The organism is Caproiciproducens galactitolivorans (assembly GCF_026672255.1).
Taxonomy (GTDB): Bacteria; Bacillota; Clostridia; order Oscillospirales; family Acutalibacteraceae; genus Caproiciproducens; species Caproiciproducens galactitolivorans_A.
In genome coordinates this window covers 20,009-34,963 of sequence record NZ_JAPOHA010000011.1, presented here as the reverse complement: position 1 = coordinate 34,963, position 14,955 = coordinate 20,009, and the positions used below count along the sequence as shown (strand labels likewise).

General features: G+C 47.9%; 15 protein-coding genes and 2 other RNA genes. 1 reads left to right on the top strand and 16 read right to left on the bottom strand.

Features of this window, described 5'->3' with window-relative positions:
* Nucleotides 1–3 precede the first annotated feature (3 nt).
* The 9 genes from OUY18_RS11005 to OUY18_RS10965 form a co-directional block, all read right to left on the bottom strand.
* Complete coding sequence (locus OUY18_RS11005; protein ID WP_268058836.1) at nt 4–756, bottom strand: nucleoside phosphorylase; 753 nt, start codon at nt 754–756, stop codon at nt 4–6.
* 11 nt (nt 757–767) lie between these two features.
* Nucleotides 768–1,724, bottom strand: coding sequence for a carbohydrate kinase family protein (locus OUY18_RS11000; protein ID WP_268058835.1), 957 nt, complete (start codon nt 1,722–1,724; stop codon nt 768–770).
* Entirely contained in the window at nt 1,724–2,287 is a 564-nt protein-coding gene (locus OUY18_RS10995) for a cysteine hydrolase family protein (protein ID WP_268058834.1), read from the bottom strand. Before OUY18_RS10995 ends, OUY18_RS11000 begins: the two co-directional genes overlap by 1 nt.
* Nucleotides 2,280–3,194 (bottom strand): ABC transporter permease, encoded by a 915-nt coding sequence (locus tag OUY18_RS10990; RefSeq protein ID WP_268058833.1) that lies wholly within the window; start codon nt 3,192–3,194, stop codon nt 2,280–2,282. Before OUY18_RS10990 ends, OUY18_RS10995 begins: the two co-directional genes overlap by 8 nt.
* A gap of 2 nt (nt 3,195–3,196) precedes the next feature.
* A complete protein-coding gene (locus OUY18_RS10985) occupies nt 3,197–4,285 on the bottom strand; it encodes an ABC transporter permease (RefSeq protein ID WP_268058832.1) in 1,089 nt (362 codons plus the stop codon).
* 21 nt (nt 4,286–4,306) lie between these two features.
* The gene (locus OUY18_RS10980) at nt 4,307–5,827 is read right to left on the bottom strand and encodes an ABC transporter ATP-binding protein (protein WP_268058831.1); all 1,521 of its coding nucleotides are present in this window, start codon (nt 5,825–5,827) and stop codon (nt 4,307–4,309) included.
* A 30-nt stretch (nt 5,828–5,857) separates the two neighbouring features.
* Complete coding sequence (locus tag OUY18_RS10975) at nt 5,858–7,075, bottom strand: BMP family lipoprotein (RefSeq protein WP_268058830.1); 1,218 nt, start codon at nt 7,073–7,075, stop codon at nt 5,858–5,860.
* A 50-nt stretch (nt 7,076–7,125) separates the two neighbouring features.
* Complete coding sequence (locus OUY18_RS10970; protein WP_268058829.1) at nt 7,126–7,854, bottom strand: GntR family transcriptional regulator; 729 nt, start codon at nt 7,852–7,854, stop codon at nt 7,126–7,128.
* Nucleotides 7,855–8,155: 301 nt separating this feature from the next.
* Nucleotides 8,156–9,019: a LysR family transcriptional regulator gene (locus tag OUY18_RS10965; RefSeq protein ID WP_268058828.1), complete on the bottom strand. Its 864-nt coding sequence runs from the start codon at nt 9,017–9,019 to the stop codon at nt 8,156–8,158.
* Between the two features lie 104 nt (nt 9,020–9,123).
* On the opposite strand from OUY18_RS10965, the gene OUY18_RS10960 reads away from it, so the two are divergent.
* The gene (locus OUY18_RS10960) at nt 9,124–10,116 is read left to right on the top strand and encodes a YeiH family protein (protein WP_268058827.1); all 993 of its coding nucleotides are present in this window, start codon (nt 9,124–9,126) and stop codon (nt 10,114–10,116) included.
* 274 nt (nt 10,117–10,390) lie between these two features.
* Here the strand turns inward: OUY18_RS10960 and ssrA are convergent.
* The 7 genes from ssrA to OUY18_RS10925 all read right to left on the bottom strand — a co-directional run bounded on the left by ssrA (nt 10,391) and on the right by OUY18_RS10925 (nt 14,926).
* Nucleotides 10,391–10,738, bottom strand: a transfer-messenger RNA (tmRNA) gene (gene ssrA / locus OUY18_RS10955).
* Nucleotides 10,739–10,797: 59 nt separating this feature from the next.
* Nucleotides 10,798–11,265, bottom strand: coding sequence for an SsrA-binding protein SmpB (gene smpB / locus OUY18_RS10950; RefSeq protein ID WP_268058826.1), 468 nt, complete (start codon nt 11,263–11,265; stop codon nt 10,798–10,800).
* Between the two features lie 71 nt (nt 11,266–11,336).
* Nucleotides 11,337–11,939, bottom strand: coding sequence for a recombination mediator RecR (recR, locus tag OUY18_RS10945; RefSeq protein ID WP_268058825.1), 603 nt, complete (start codon nt 11,937–11,939; stop codon nt 11,337–11,339).
* A 5-nt stretch (nt 11,940–11,944) separates the two neighbouring features.
* Nucleotides 11,945–12,295 carry a YbaB/EbfC family nucleoid-associated protein gene (locus tag OUY18_RS10940; RefSeq protein WP_268058824.1) on the bottom strand — a complete coding sequence of 117 codons (351 nt, stop codon included), beginning with the start codon at nt 12,293–12,295 and terminating at the stop codon, nt 11,945–11,947.
* A gap of 26 nt (nt 12,296–12,321) precedes the next feature.
* The gene (gene dnaX, locus OUY18_RS10935; RefSeq protein ID WP_268058823.1) at nt 12,322–14,010 is read right to left on the bottom strand and encodes a DNA polymerase III subunit gamma/tau; all 1,689 of its coding nucleotides are present in this window, start codon (nt 14,008–14,010) and stop codon (nt 12,322–12,324) included.
* A 15-nt stretch (nt 14,011–14,025) separates the two neighbouring features.
* Nucleotides 14,026–14,124, bottom strand: an RNA gene (gene ffs / locus OUY18_RS10930) — signal recognition particle sRNA small type.
* Nucleotides 14,125–14,350: 226 nt separating this feature from the next.
* Complete coding sequence (locus OUY18_RS10925; protein ID WP_268058906.1) at nt 14,351–14,926, bottom strand: PduL/EutD family phosphate acyltransferase; 576 nt, start codon at nt 14,924–14,926, stop codon at nt 14,351–14,353.
* Nucleotides 14,927–14,955 lie beyond the last annotated feature (29 nt).

The following is a 14,955-nucleotide window of genomic DNA, read 5'->3' as shown; positions in this document are numbered from 1 at the left end:
TCATTACGCTTTTTGCGTGTGATAACGATACAATCCCTCAAGAACCACGCGGCACAGCAGGTCTTCTGCATCAACACGGTCCTGACCCGCCAGCGCCTCCTTCAGATTCTCGAGCACGGTGGCCATTGTAACAATACAGGTTTTTACGCCCATCAGCCGGCCTAAAGTCAGCATGCAGGCGGATTCCATATCGATTCCGGTAACATGCAGTTTCTTTAACTCTTCAAAGGTTTCAGACATATCGATTCCGCATTCCTTCGAGAATTTGGAATCGTGCATCTTGCTGTAAAAGCCGTCCATCGTACAGTTGATGCCGTTGAGGTAACGCTTGCCAAAATCGGTTACCGTTTGGTTCATGAGATTGACCAGTTCAATATCGGCAACCGCGGGATAGCTTTCTTCCACATAGGTCTTGCTGGTGCTCTCGCGGCGCATGGCGGCAATCGGAATAATAAAATGTCCAAGCATATCATCCTGCAAAGCCATTACCGTACCCATACGGACAGCCACTTTCATACCGGCTTCATACATCTCCTCCATGGCAATCGCCGCGGAGGGAGCGCCGATTCCCGTGGAAGTTACCGTAATCGGCACCCCTTTATACGAACCGGTATACGTATTAAACTCCCGCTTGAAAGCGATATGCTGCGGGTTGTCGAGATATTTTTGCAAAACTTCCACACGAAACGGATCGCCGGAAAACAGAACATAAGGGGCAACCGTTGAAGTATCCGCTCCTAAATATAATGTTGACATCTTTCGTCTCCTTACATTTTGCAGTTTTTAAAGTTCTCAAAACGTCTTGTTATGTCCTTTACGGACGGTGCATTCGTACAGCATCCTTCTTTTTCAATAATAAAGGAGGAAAGTGTGCTGCCCATGCGGCAGCAATCGGCCATCGGCATCCCTTTCAGGTAGCCGTACAGGAAACCGGCCATATACCCGTCCCCGGAGCCGGTGGTATCCACCACCTTGGTGCAGTCGCAAATCGGAATGCACTGGCTGTCGATCGTGCCGTCCGCACGGCGCTGATAGTAGGTGCTTCCCTGCTTCCCGTAGGTTGTAACGATGATTTCCATTTTGCCAAGATCGAACAGCTCGGTGATGGAGTCAAGATGGAAAAGGGTTTCTATAGTTTCCCGTTCCGACTCATTCGTGAAAATAATCTTGCTGTGCAGCAGCAGCTCCTTGAGAAACGGCTCCGGGAAGGCGTCAAAGTCCGCTTTCATGCCAAAGACGATCGGCACATGATGCGCGCGGCATTTTTTGTAGAACTCCGCGTTGTCCTCATGAGCCGCCACCGTGATAACACCCAACTGCGTATTTTCGAAGATCTCGTCGCTGAGTGCACAGGAATATTTTTCATCCATTGCCCCCGTATAATACAGGGTGATATGCTGGCCTTTATTATCCTGAACCAGATAGCAGACAGACGTCGTTTCGTCCGGAATAACGGAAGTGCCTTCCAGGGAAACGCCTCCGTCTTCCATAAATTTCTTAAAACCAATTTTCTCATAATCGCCGCCCACGCGCAGGATCGGCATAGCTTTCACGCCGAGTTTGCACAGCGCGTATGCGATATTCACGGAGCAGCCCCCGTAATAAATTTTGGAATTTGTCTTATTCTCGATGAGAGAGGTAAAGCCGACAGCCGCCGGAGTTTTGATTTTCAGCATATGATCCATACTCACATAGCCGCTTACAACTACATCATATTTTTTCATTACCATTCTCCGTTATCCAATTTCTCAAAAAATGTTTTCATGTCCACAACCGTACCCAGATATTTCTGGATATCGTTGAGGTGTACTTCATTCACTGTTTCTGAATTCGTCGCCACGCATTCGCGGATGACAATCGGGTTGTAATTCAGATAAAACGCATCCGTTACGGTGGCGCGAATGCAGCAGTTGGTTTTCGTTCCGATGATGACGGTATTTTTAATCTGGTTCTCGCGGAGCACAAGGTCGAGATCCGTGCCAAAGAATCCGCTGTAGCGGCGCTTGCGGATCACGTAGTCCTCCGGGTTCACTTTTAGCATGGGATCAATCTCGATGCCGCTGGTTCCTTCCAGGCAGTTCGGGCGCATGGAGGCCGCTTTTTCATCCGGCTTCCCCGCGCGGTTGCAGTGCTGAAGAAAAATAACCAGCTTTCCCTTTTCCCGGCATTTTTCCAGAACCTGCGCAATCTTCGGCAGAATTTCACGGTTCTGCGGATAAAAAACCAATCCTTCCGGATCCGTAAAATCCTTTACCATATCGACAATAATAAGAGCCGTCTTATTCATTCTTAAAACCTCTTATCTTGTTGTTCTTGTGTTTCACAATGGATACCGCTGTAAGGACGCACACCATGATGACATACGGGATAACGTCAAACAGCCCCGCCGCCGGACCGGCATAAATGCTCAGGTTGACGGACAGTGCACGTGCCAGACCGAATACGACGGCGTACATGGCGGACAGGGTCGGGGAGCCCTGGCCGCAGTAGATTGCGGCAATCGCGATAAAGCCGCGGCCGGCGGTCATATCATTGGTAAAGAGGCCCAGACGCTCGGTAGAAAGGTTTGCGCCGGCAAGTCCGCAGCACAGGGCGCCAATCAAAATGGCAACATATTTATAGAAGTCGGTTTTTAAACCGATACTCTTTGCGGCATCCTCATTCTCGCCAACCACGCGGACATAAACGCCGAACTTGGTTTTGTACATCAGAACCCACATTACAAAAATGCCGATGAAGCTGATATACGTAATCAGCGGATGGCCGCTTAAAATGTTTCCGAGAAGCGGGATGTTCTCAATCACCGGGATATGAATTTTCAGATCGGCCACGTTCATAAAGCTTAGTGTAATATTCGAGGTATTCATCCGCACCAAGACAAATTTTGCAATGGCCGAAGCCAGCAGGTTCAGCGCCAAGCCGATGATAATGACATTTCCCTTGAAGGTAACGCCCAGCACGGAGAATACCAGCCCGAAGGCCAGCGCCGCCAGCATGGCAAACAGTACGCCAAGGGCAATATTATGCGTAAGAAATGCGGTAAGGGTTGAAACAAACGCGCCGATCAGCATCATGCCTTCGAGCGCAATATTGAGCACATTTGCCTTATAGGCGAAGATACCGCCGATTACGCACAAAATAATAGGGGCACTGTGATAAACGGTATCATATAAAATATTTCCTATGATATCCATTCTTACGCCTCCTCACTTATGGTAGTTTCGGGTTTGCTGGTTTTTTTCCGCAAAAGTCTTTCCCGGATATTCGTATGCTCATCCACAAACTTCACAGCGAGGAACAGGATGATCAGGCCCTGAATAACGGAAACAATCTCTTTCGGAACCGTAGAGTAAAGGTTGATATGGTCCGCGCCCGTCTTCAGCGCGGAATAGAAAATCGCCGCAATCAGAACGCCGATGGGAGAATGGCCGCCCAGCAGGGCGATCAGCATGCCGTCCCAGCCGAGCCCCGGATTCCCGGAGAAGCTCAGGGTGTACTTAAACTGCTCGCTCATCATATAGCCTGCGCCGGCCAGTCCGGAAAGCGCGCCGCTGATAATCATCAGGATCATAATCTTTTTGTGTACTTTCATTCCGGTTGCTTCCGCAAATTCCGGGTTTTTACCGATCGCCGTGATTTCGTAGCCCAGTTTTGACTTGTTCATCACAATATACATGATGATGAATACGAAAATCGCGACAAAAAAGAACATGGTTAATTTCGAATCGCCGATACGGGGGAACATGGCGTTCTCTTTGATGATCGGCGTGCAGACGTATCCGGAGCTGTAATCGCGGAATACACCGGTTGCGAGGAATTCCAGCACTTTGATCATCGCATAGTTGAGCATCAGCGTAACAACCATTTCATTTACATGGCAGTAAGCCTTGAGGATTGCCGGAACCAGAGCGAACAGGATGCCGCAGAGGATGCCGACGGCAAGACAGATCAGCCGGGCGGCGACCGGATTCAGCGAAGCCGGCAGAGAGGTACCCACGATACCGGCAAAAAACGCGCCCAGCAGCAGCTGACCTTCCACGCCCATGTTGAAGATATTTGCTTTAAATGTAACAGCAATTGCAAGGCCGGTCAGAATCAGCGGCGAAGCATAGTGCAGCGTGTTCAGGAAGCCTTTTGCGGTAAACAGCGATTTACCGAGCAGAATCCCGTATGTGTCCAAGGGATTTTCGCCAATCATCAAAATTACGATTCCACCGATTACAAACGCCAACAGAACAGGCAGAACCGAGTTGACAAGGCGTTTCCCGAAATCCTTTATTTTCATATAAATGCCCCTTTTGCCTTGTTATTTTTGAATACCAGCCATCAGCAAGCCAATCTCTGATCTGCTGACATCTTTTGGAGAAAGCTCTCCTATAATCTTACCTTTATACATAACAATGATCCGGTCAGACAGGCTCATAACCTCTGAAAGTTCACTGGAAATCAGCAGGACCGCATTGCCTTTGTTTCGGAAATTCAAAATCTGCTTATGAATAAATTCGATGGAACCAATATCCACGCCGCGCGTCGGCTGGCAGGCCAACAGCATCTTTGGATTGCTTTCAAACTCTCTTGCAATAATAATTTTCTGCGCATTGCCGCCGGAAAGCTGCCCCACGTTGCCGTTGATATCGCCCACACGGATATCAAAATCCTTCATGAAACGGTCTCGCTTGGCGTTAATATTTTTCTTGTCCAGCAGGCCGAATTTACAGACGTCCGCGTCCCCGTGATAACCGGCAATACAGTTATCCGCAACACTCATCGTACCGCAAAGCCCCTGCGCATACCGGTCTTCCGGGATAATTCCCAGACCGTCCTGCCGCAATTCATCCGGCCACTTGTTTGTAATGTCCTTACCATCTATAGAAACCTTACCTTTGGTCGCTTTCATAATGCCTGTCAGTACTTTAACGAGTTCCGACTGACCATTTCCTTCAACACCGGCCACCCCGAGGATTTCAGCCTTATGCACACAGAACGAAATATCCTGAAGCACTTCTTTTCCGTAATCGTTAATGGTGCAAACGCCCTCGACCTGATAGGCAACTTCATTCATTACTTTGTTGGCCGCTGTATTCTGTACAGTCAGAACCACTTCTCTGCCCACCATCATCTGTGCCAGTTCTTCTTCCGAAGTATCCTTGGTCAACACATTCCCTACGACCTTGCCTTGCTTGATAACCGTAACACTGTCGCTCAATTCCATTACTTCACGAAGCTTGTGCGTAATGACAATGATCGTCTTCCCCTGTGCGCGCAGCTCTTTCAGGTTTACAAAAAGCTCGTCCACCTCCTGCGGGGTCAGTACTGCGGTTGGTTCATCAAGAATCAAGATATCCACATTGCGGTACAGCATTTTGAGGATTTCCACGCGCTGCCTTCCGCCGACGGAGATATCTTCGATTTTATCGGTAGGATTCAGTTCAAATTTATATTTTTCAATTAGCTTTGTAACTTCGTCAATTTCCTTTTTCCGATCAATAATCGGTGATTTTGAAGATTTTTTTATTTCGGTGCCAAGTAGAATATTCTCATAAACGGTGAGACTGGGCACCAGCTTAAAATGCTGGTGCACCATTCCCAATCCGAGATCAATGGCATCCATAGGGCCATTGATCTCAGTCTCTTTGTCATGGAGCAAAATTTTACCGCTTGTGGGACGTAGCAATCCATATAGCATATTCATCAAAGTGGATTTCCCAGCGCCGTTTTCGCCTACTATGCACTTAATCTCCTGTTTTTCTACTGAAATGTTAATTTTATCATTTGCAGTAAAATCACCGAATTTTTTCGTTAAATCAATCGTTTTAATGATGCTCATTTCAAATTACGCCCCTTGCATCGTTATTCGTTATTTTATGGTTACGTTCGGGCAGGTGGAAGGATCAAACTTCTCGCCGGCCTGCGCGTTGACAACTTTGATCTCTGTGCCGATTTTGCCTCTGATCTCCGTGATTTTCGCCTGGATTTCCTTCCACTTCGCTTTTGCCGCGTCGGTGGAGGCAATATGCTTGCTGATCTCAGACAAATCCGTGATACCGGTAGCGCCGGAAGACAGGGAGTAAGACTGTACATTTTGCATTGTGGAGAGTTTATTGTTAACCATTGCAGCGCAGATGGTTACTACCGGAACGTTGGTATTCTTCAGAACGCTTGTAAGAACATAGCCGGGCTGCTGATTATCTTTGTTTGCGTCAACCTGGATCGCCAGTCTGCCGACTTCCTTTGCCTTGGAGGTGATTCCTTCGCCGACGCCGCCTGCTACGCCGTAAACGATGTTGGCGCCCTTGTCGTAGTAAGTGCCTGCCACGGTGCTGCCCAGTGCGGAATCCGTGAAGCCCGCATCATATTTTGCATAGAAGTCATACTTTACGCCAAGCTCTTTGGCCATATAGTTGATTCCCTGAATATAGCCGTCGGAGAACACGGTGATGCCGTTGGAGTTTGTGCCGCCGATAAAGCCGATTGCACGGCCGCCGCTGGCCGGGTCCTTAAACTTGTAGCCGTCTGCAAAAAGCGTTTTTTCATTTTCATTCACCAGAACGCTCAGGCTGCCGGCGAGGAAAGAAGCTTCATGCACATCGAACAGAACGGAAATAACATTTTTGTATTTTACGGCGCCGCTCGAAGTTACATTCGGATTGTCGTTGAATACAACAAACGTGGTATTGGGATAGCTTTCCGCGATCGGTTTCGCGCCGCCGACACCCTTGATCAGCGCGTCAAAATCGTATTCAAGGCTGAAGATGACGTTGTAGCCGTCGTCTGCCAAAGCTTCCAAAGCAGCCGGAACACCGTTGGTCGGTTCCACTACTTTGTACTGGACGCCGTACTTTTGGGCAACCTCTTTTGCGCCGTTTACAGCGGCCTGATTGTAACCGTTATCGTTCTGGCCCGCGGTGTCGCAAACGATTGCGATTTTCTTGTCGCTTTTTGCGGGTGCGGAAGCATTGCTGCCGGCCGGCGCGCCGCTTGAAGTTGCCGCTTTGTTGCCGCAGCCGGTCAGGGCGGACAGGCCCATCATTGCCGCCATTGCAAGACATAAGACTTTTTTCAATGTTCTTTTCATAACAATTCTCCTTTTATTTTAATTCATTAAGGGGGAACAAATTCATAGGGTTACTTAACCTGATTGATATAAAACTTGAACTTATCGCTGCGGTAGCAGCATTTAAAATTTTCAATCGGGATTTCTTTGCCGTTTGCAACTCCATAGGTTATACAACCAAACAGAAGAATGGGTTGGCCGGGTTCCACATCAAGGTAATCGGCAATTTCGTCTTTTGCCAGAATCGCCTCGACGGAGCGTTTTGCTTTCGTGATTTTAGTATCATACTTTTCTTCCAGGATTTTATACAGCGATTCCTTTGAAAAATCGAATTTTTCAATTCCGGGAAACAGTTTGTAGGGAAGATACGTTACCGTGTGGTTAATCGGTTCGTTGTCCGCATAATATATTCTTTCCAAACGAAATACTTTTTCGTTCTTTCCCAGTTCCAAATTATGGGATCTTTTGTTATCGGCTTCCAGCACCGAAGCCGAAATGACGGTTCTGCTGGGCGTCATGCCCAGATTGATTACATCTTCCGTACAGCTCGTAATCGATATTAAATCCTGACTGTATGCATCCGATTTTACATAGGTGCCTTTGCCCTGCACCTTGTACAGATATCCCTCGTTCACCAGTTCATCAATTGCTTTGCGGACGGTAATGCGGCTTACATCATACATCTGGATTAATTCCCGCTCGCTTGGGATCAGCTCATTCGCTTTGAACTCTTCCTGATCAATCTTTTCAATCAACTTTTGCTTCAAAATATAGTATTTAGGAAGCATAATTTGTTCCATAAAATCTCTCCGATCATTATGTCGTCATGTCGTCATAACCAGTTGGGATATGTTTATTATACACGGATTTTATTTGCAGTCAACATGCATAAAGTATAAATAGACCCCGATAAATTTGTGGAACTATACAAAAATCGTCTGAAATCCCGTTAAAATACGCATATTTTTATTTTCTTGCCTTGCTATAATTCCAAATTGAGAAATTTTTAACAAATTTACCACAGCCACATTCAGAAAAAAATCGCCCTAAGCATAACCACTCAGGACGATGCAATTCATGAAGCAGTCCAATCCGCTTTCGTTATAATAAGGTCATGAACTGTTTCATAGAATCCGTAAGATATTTGTTTTTGTGATAAATGATTTTGAACTGCCTTTTAAATTCCATGTCTTTTACGTATTTGGAGCAGAGCAAGCCGGATGCTATTTCACTGACAACCGCACGTTTTGAAATTACGGAAACACCCAATCCTGCCGCAACAGCCATTTTAATCGTATCCGCATTATTGCATGTCCAGGAAACTTTCCACGTTAAATTGTTTTCCGTCATCTTTTCCTCAAAAGTTTTTCGGGTTCCGCTTCCTTTTTCACGGATAATGAAATCTTCCTTTTCCAATTCTTTCGGTTCAATAACAGGATAAGCGGCAAAGCGATGGTTTGCAGAACAGATCAGCACCAGTTCGTCATCCATAAAAGCACGATTCCGTACATCCGGGGAGGTTGTTTCGCCTTCCACCAGACCGATGTCGATTTTATCCTGAAGAATCAGATTTTCAATCCTCGCCGTATTATCTTCAATCACTTCAATATCCGTCAGCGGTTTTGTTTTCTTAAAATCCGAAACAAGTCCCGGCAAAACATGGGCACCAACCGTAACGCTTGCACCAATGCGGATTGTTCCGTTTTGGTGCAGCGTCTTCATGTCGTTCTCCACCTCTGCATTCATATGAATCATGTGGCGCGCATAGCCCAGCAGCTTTTGACCCGCCTGCGTAAGAAACAGTTTTCTGGACAGCCGTTCAAAAAGCCGGACGCCATAGTGATTTTCCAGCTCTGCAATCGCCTGGCTGACCGCCGACTGCGACATAAAAAGGGTTTCAGCCGCCGACGTCATATTCATCGTGTCGCATACGGCAACGAAAATTTTATAATGTCTTAGAGTCATTTTTTCTCCTATCCATAAGCATTTTATAATTATACTAATAAGATAATAATATTTTACTAATCAATTGTCAAGGCGTATGATAGACAACAAAAGGAGAAGATGATATGAAAACATTGATCAATAAGCTGCCCGGGATTGCGCTTACAGCAATGATCGCTGTTCCCGCATGGTTCATCGGAAAAATGATTCCTGTTGTCGGCAGCCCCGTTTTAGGAATTCTATTCGGGATGCTGCTGGCATTTTGGAAGAGACCGCAGTTGTTAGACGACGGCATCAGTTACACTTCAAAAAAGCTGCTGCAATATTCCATCATTCTGTTAGGCTTTGATATGAATTTATTTAATGTTTTCAAAGTAGGAAAACAAACGCTCGTATTAATGGCTTTCACGCTGACCGCAGCATTTTTAACCGCCTATATTGCAGGAAAACTTCTAAAGCTGGATGGAAATGTCAAGACCCTGATCGGAGTCGGTTCCGCTATCTGCGGCGGATCTGCGATTGCGGCAACGGCTCCCGTAATTCATGCAGATGATGAAGAAGTTGCCCACTCTATTTCAACGATCTTTCTGTTTAATGTAATTGCCGCTTTTTTATTTCCTGTTCTCGGACATTTACTCGGGATGAGTGATCAAGGCTTTGGCTTATGGGCCGGAACAGCGATAAACGACACTTCCTCGGTGGTCGCGGCAGGTTATACATACAGCAATGCAGCGGGCGATCTTGCCGTTATTGTCAAACTCACAAGAACGCTTATGATTGTTCCCGTCACTCTTGTTTTGGCAATTTACACCTCAAAAAAAGAAGCCGGGAATAAAAAAGGGAGTTACAGCATCGTAAAAATTTTCCCATGGTTTGTACTCGGCTTTGTTATTGCGTCCGTCATCAATACGTTTGTTGCCATGCCTTCCGGGATGAGCGGTTTTTTATCGCAAGCCGGTAAATTCGTTATTGTAATGGCAATGGCCGCTATCGGGTTAAATACGAATCTCGTCAAGCTTGTAAAAAGCGGCGGAAAACCAATCCTGCTGGGTTTTATCTGCTGGGTCGTACTAGCCGTTACTTCGCTTGGCGTTCAGCATTTTGTGCTTCTGTCATAGTCATCCGGCCATTATCAAATTCTTTATTAAATACGTTCTCCAATTTGCCTCCTCCGGTTTTCCCAAATGCAATACGATGCCAACGAGGTGGCACAAGGTATTACCGAGGTGATCTGTTATGGTACCGCTGTGACGATAGAAAAAGAATAGGTTAGAATGACAAAAGAGCAGCCAAGACATTAAAATCTTGACTGCTCTTTTCTGTTTGACCTTACAGCCACACCGCTACGGCAAAGCCGCCTTTAAAATAATAGGTGTTCGTGTAATGTCCATTTGGTGGAGATGACGAGAGTCGAACTCGTGTCCGAAAATCACTTACCAAAGCTTTCTACGAGTGTAGCCGTTGATTTTACATTCCCTCCGCGCAGCGCCCAAAGGCAGGCTCTGCGGTTTAGTAGCCTTTATGTCATGACCGAAGTAAAGGCGTTCTTCGGTTCACGTTCACCGCTAATCGACGCCTTTATCCGGGCCGCGGTGTTCCCGGTAAAGACGGCAGCCTAATTAGGCTGCGTACGCAACTGTATTGTTGTCGTTTAATTTTAAAATTGCGGATTTTATAGCGGTTCCGCACCGCTACTCGCTTACTAAGGCTCACAATCCCCGTCGAAACCTTTACATCCCCATTTATAAAATAGAACCGATTCCGATTCTATGATACGCAAATACAACGGAAAATAAGTCTTATTCTTTGTTTTTCTCCTTCATCGCGCGGTCAATGTCACGCTTGGCTGCTTTTGCCGCCATATCGGCACGCTTGTCGTATAGCTTTTTGCCCTTGCACAGACCTACCTGCACCTTCACCATGGAGCCTTTTAAATAAACCGACAGCGGAATCAGCGAATACCCGTCCTGCTTCACCAAACCGAACAGGCGCATGATCTCCCGCTTATGCATCAGTAGCCGGCGAACACGCATCGGATCCTGATTAAAAATATTGCCGTGTTCATACGGACTGATATGCATGCCGTTTACAAGAAGCTCGCCTTTTACAATGGAGCACCATGCATCTTTCAGGTTAACCTGCGCTTTACGGAGCGATTTTACTTCCGTTCCGCAAAGTTCAATCCCGGCCTCCATACTTTCTTCCACAAAATAATCATGAAAGGCTTTTTTATTTTGCGCCAATGTTTTTAAATTTTCTTTCGGCATAAAAAAAGCCTCCATTCTTACCGGAATATGAGCATAGCACAGCCGCTGTAAAAAGTCAAGTATTATGTAAACTACAGCTCGCTTCGCCCTTCAATGGCACGGGAAAGCGTGACTTCGTCGGCATATTCCAGATCTCCGCCCACGGGAATCCCATAGGCTAACCGTGTAACCTTTACGCCAAGCGGTTTTAAAAGACGGGAAATATACATCGCGGTTGCCTCACCCTCGACCGTCGGGTTTGTGGCCATAATCACTTCTTTCACGCCGCCGCTGTTGACGCGTGCCAGAAGCTCCTTAATGCACAGATGATCAGGGCCAATCCCGTTGAGTGGGGAAATCGTTCCGTGCAAAACGTGATAGGTTGCCTTAAACTCATTAGTACGCTCCAGCGCAATAACGTCCCGCGGGTCTTCAACCACACAGATGATGGACTGGTCCCGCGCCTCGTTGCGGCAAATGGGACAAAGCTCCTGATCGGTGAGGTTGCAGCATTTTTTACAGTAATGAATTTTTTCATGCGCGTCCATAATCGCATCGGAGAAACTCTGCGCTTCCTCCTTGGACAGCCCCAGAACATAATACGCCAAACGCTGCGCGCTCTTATGCCCGATGCCGGGCAGGCGCTCGAACTGTTCGATTAAGCGTGAAAGCGGCGCTACATTATATGTCGACATAAAACTTAGAACATTCCCGGCATGTTAATGCCGCCTGAAATTTTCTCCATGCTCTGTGCCTTGTCCGCCGCAGCCGCGCGAAGCGCCTCGTTTACAGAAGCAATCACCAGATCGGAAAGCATTTCCACATCTTCCGGGTCGACGACCTCCGGTTTGATTTCAATTGCTTTTACTTCCATCTTACCGGTTACGGTTGCTTTAACGGCGTCGCCGCCCGCTGTGGCGGAATATTCCTTCTCTTCCAGTTCAGCCGTTACCCGATCCATATCCTCCTGAATCTTTTGAGCCTGACGCGCCAGCTGCTGTAAATTGGCGGCGCCGCCTCCGCCGTATCCCTGCGGTAATCTTGCTTTCATATCGTAACTCCTCCTGCTTATCTTCTCTATTTCTTAATAACCGGAATTCCTTCGCTTTCAGCCAATCCGGCCAGCTCGGCGAGCGGGTCGACTGTTTTTTCGGCTGTCCGGCCTTTATATGGTCCTAAATTATAAACTTTTCCCGTCACCTGCTCAATTGCGCGGCGCATGTTGTCGCGCTGAGCCGGTTCGCGAAGAAGCCGGAACGCGATTTCATTCGGCGCGTCAATCAGTACATATGCCCCGCTGATATAGGCGGTTGAGCCGTTAAAAGCAGTTGCGGTAACATGCGAGTAATTTTTTAATATCTGCAATACTTCCGGCCATTCCGCCAGACGCTGCGCATTTTCCTGAAGTTTCTGCACGGCCTTTTGCGTCGACGGCTCGGAAGCGGGCTTTGTATTGTTCTCTGTCCCCTGTTCCGGGTTTGGTTCCTGCGGCAAATCCGCCGACGGAGCATTTGGAACCGGTTCTTTTTCCCTCGGTTTTTGGGGCGGAACGGCCTTCGCGGGTTTTATCACACCGCTTTCCAACGCCTCTATGCGCCGTATCAGCGCCTCCGGCGAGGAGTCCAGTTCCGGCGTGCAAAGCCGTATCATGGCCATTTCAAACTCGATACGGCGGTCGCCGCCGCGGTACATTTTTTCCAGCGCGGACTGCAAGGTATCCAGCCCGTGCAGGATACCCGAAAGCGGCGTGGAAAGTGCCTGCTTTGTCAGGTTTTCATATTCCGCATCGGACACAACGATCATGCTGCGGGCATCCTTTGTGGTTTTTATGAGCATCAAATTCCGGAAATGGGAAGACAGTTCTTCGCAGAGTCTTGCCATATCCTTGGAAGCGTTGTGAAGCTGATCAATCATTTCCAGCGCGCGGCCGGAATCCTGCGTTTTTATCGCGTCGGTCAGTTCAAAAAGATGCTCCCTGCCGACCAGCCCCGCCGTTTCATTTACCACTTCAACGGTAATCTTTTTGCTTCGGCCAAGGCACTGATCCAAAAGAGAGAGCGCGTCACGCATTGCGCCGTCCGCAAGGCGGGCGATCAAAAGCGCGGCCTGACGATCCAGTTCGGCGCCCTCCTGCTGAGTGACGTAAGTCAGCCGGTCCGCGCTGTCCTCCGGCGGAATACGATGGAAATCAAAGCGCTGGCAGCGTGAAAGGATCGTTGCCGGCAGCTTGTGCACTTCCGTTGTCGCGAGGATAAAAATAACGTGGGCGGGCGGCTCCTCCAGCGTTTTCAGCAATGCGTTGAACGCACCGGCGGAAAGCATGTGCACCTCATCGATAATATATACCCTGTACTTTGCGGCGGCAGGGGTAAAATTGGCTTCTTCCCGAAGCGAGCGGATATTGTCCACGCCGTTGTTGCTGGCGGCGTCGATTTCCACGATATCCATTACGGAACCGTTTTCCACCCCGTGGCAGATTTCGCACTCCCCGCAGGGACCTCCGTCCACGGGATGCAGACAGTTTACCGCTTTCGCCAGAATCTTGGCGCAGGTGGTTTTCCCCGTCCCCCTGGAGCCGGTAAACAAATAGGCATGCGCAATGCGTCCGGCCATCAGTTCATTTTTCAGCGTAACGGTAACCTGAGGCTGGCCGACAACGTCGGCAAACACTTTGGGCCTCCATTTTCTGTATAGAACCTGATACAAGCGAACACCGCCTTTAGACAAATTGAAAGCAAGACAGACCGTTTCAAAACGGTATATCATGCACCAGGATATGCAGACGAACAGATCGCCTGTATCGCACAGGGAAATCCGCTTAATGCTGCTCGGTTCCCCGCCTGACATGGTTCACGGTTCCCCGCCGTACAGAGCCCGCCCGCCTGCATATCCTATTGCACGCATTCTGCCTTGCTTCTCATACCAACCCATATATTATAAACGATCCTGTAAAAAAAGACAACCCCTTTTCCTTTCAGACTTTTCCGTAATCCATAAAAAATTCATCTTGACATTCAGAAAAAAAGTGCTAAGATAAATTCCGATTTATAAAGAATCAAGCCGGAGCAAAGCCCCGGCTTGGTTGAGAAGTCAGTTACGCAAACAATTAAAGGATCACTTCGCCGTCAACCGTGCCGGGAAGGCCCGCCGCGTTTGCTTCGTCGGTATCAATATGAACCGCGAGGCCTGCGGTTTTGCTTACTCTGGCAATAACATCGCCAAAGATCAGCGCGCGCTCGTTGTAATCCAGCTTAATCTGAATATTCTGGCCGTCTTTTACGCCGTATTCAACAGCCTGTTCCGGGGTAAAGTGCGCATGACGCTTCGCAACAATCACACCGTGATCAATCGTAATTTCACCCTTCGGGCCGATTACCTTGCAGCCGGGCGTACCTTTCAGGTCACCGGACATACGGGTCGGCGCGTCGATGCCGATGGAACGGGCTTCGGTTTTCGCTAACTCAACCTGTGTCTCCGGACGGACAGGTCCGAGTATGGACATTTTAATGGAACTCTTGGGGCCAATGACTTCAACCTTTTCCACGCAGGCAAACTGGCCGACCTGCGACAAATCCTTTTTAGGGGTCAGCTTGTAATCCTTGCCGAACAAGGTATCCAAATCTTCCTGTGTTAGGTGGATATGTCGGGCTGACGTTTCTACCATGATTTTCAAAACGAACATCTCCTGTAATTTAGTTTTCGACACACCTT

Excerpts from the sequence above, each read along its gene's own strand:
- OUY18_RS10970 (WP_268058829.1), bottom strand. The coding sequence starts at position 7,854 with ATGGAACAAATTATGCTTCCTAAATACTATATTTTGAAGCAAAAGTTG.
- OUY18_RS10985 (WP_268058832.1), bottom strand. The coding sequence starts at position 4,285 with ATGAAAATAAAGGATTTCGGGAAACGCCTTGTCAACTCGGTTCTGCCT.
- OUY18_RS10990 (WP_268058833.1), bottom strand. The coding sequence starts at position 3,194 with ATGGATATCATAGGAAATATTTTATATGATACCGTTTATCACAGTGCC.
- OUY18_RS10995 (WP_268058834.1), bottom strand. The coding sequence starts at position 2,287 with ATGAATAAGACGGCTCTTATTATTGTCGATATGGTAAAGGATTTTACG.
- OUY18_RS10980 (WP_268058831.1), bottom strand. The coding sequence starts at position 5,827 with ATGAGCATCATTAAAACGATTGATTTAACGAAAAAATTCGGTGATTTT.
- OUY18_RS10975 (WP_268058830.1), bottom strand. The coding sequence starts at position 7,075 with ATGAAAAGAACATTGAAAAAAGTCTTATGTCTTGCAATGGCGGCAATG.
- OUY18_RS11005 (WP_268058836.1), bottom strand. The coding sequence starts at position 756 with ATGTCAACATTATATTTAGGAGCGGATACTTCAACGGTTGCCCCTTAT.
- dnaX (WP_268058823.1), bottom strand. The coding sequence starts at position 14,010 with ATGATATACCGTTTTGAAACGGTCTGTCTTGCTTTCAATTTGTCTAAA.
- OUY18_RS10940 (WP_268058824.1), bottom strand. The coding sequence starts at position 12,295 with ATGAAAGCAAGATTACCGCAGGGATACGGCGGAGGCGGCGCCGCCAAT.
- OUY18_RS10965 (WP_268058828.1), bottom strand. The coding sequence starts at position 9,019 with ATGACTCTAAGACATTATAAAATTTTCGTTGCCGTATGCGACACGATG.
- OUY18_RS10925 (WP_268058906.1), bottom strand. The coding sequence starts at position 14,926 with ATGTTCGTTTTGAAAATCATGGTAGAAACGTCAGCCCGACATATCCAC.
- OUY18_RS10960 (WP_268058827.1), top strand. The coding sequence starts at position 9,124 with ATGAAAACATTGATCAATAAGCTGCCCGGGATTGCGCTTACAGCAATG.
- smpB (WP_268058826.1), bottom strand. The coding sequence starts at position 11,265 with ATGCCGAAAGAAAATTTAAAAACATTGGCGCAAAATAAAAAAGCCTTT.
- recR (WP_268058825.1), bottom strand. The coding sequence starts at position 11,939 with ATGTCGACATATAATGTAGCGCCGCTTTCACGCTTAATCGAACAGTTC.
- OUY18_RS11000 (WP_268058835.1), bottom strand. The coding sequence starts at position 1,724 with ATGAAAAAATATGATGTAGTTGTAAGCGGCTATGTGAGTATGGATCAT.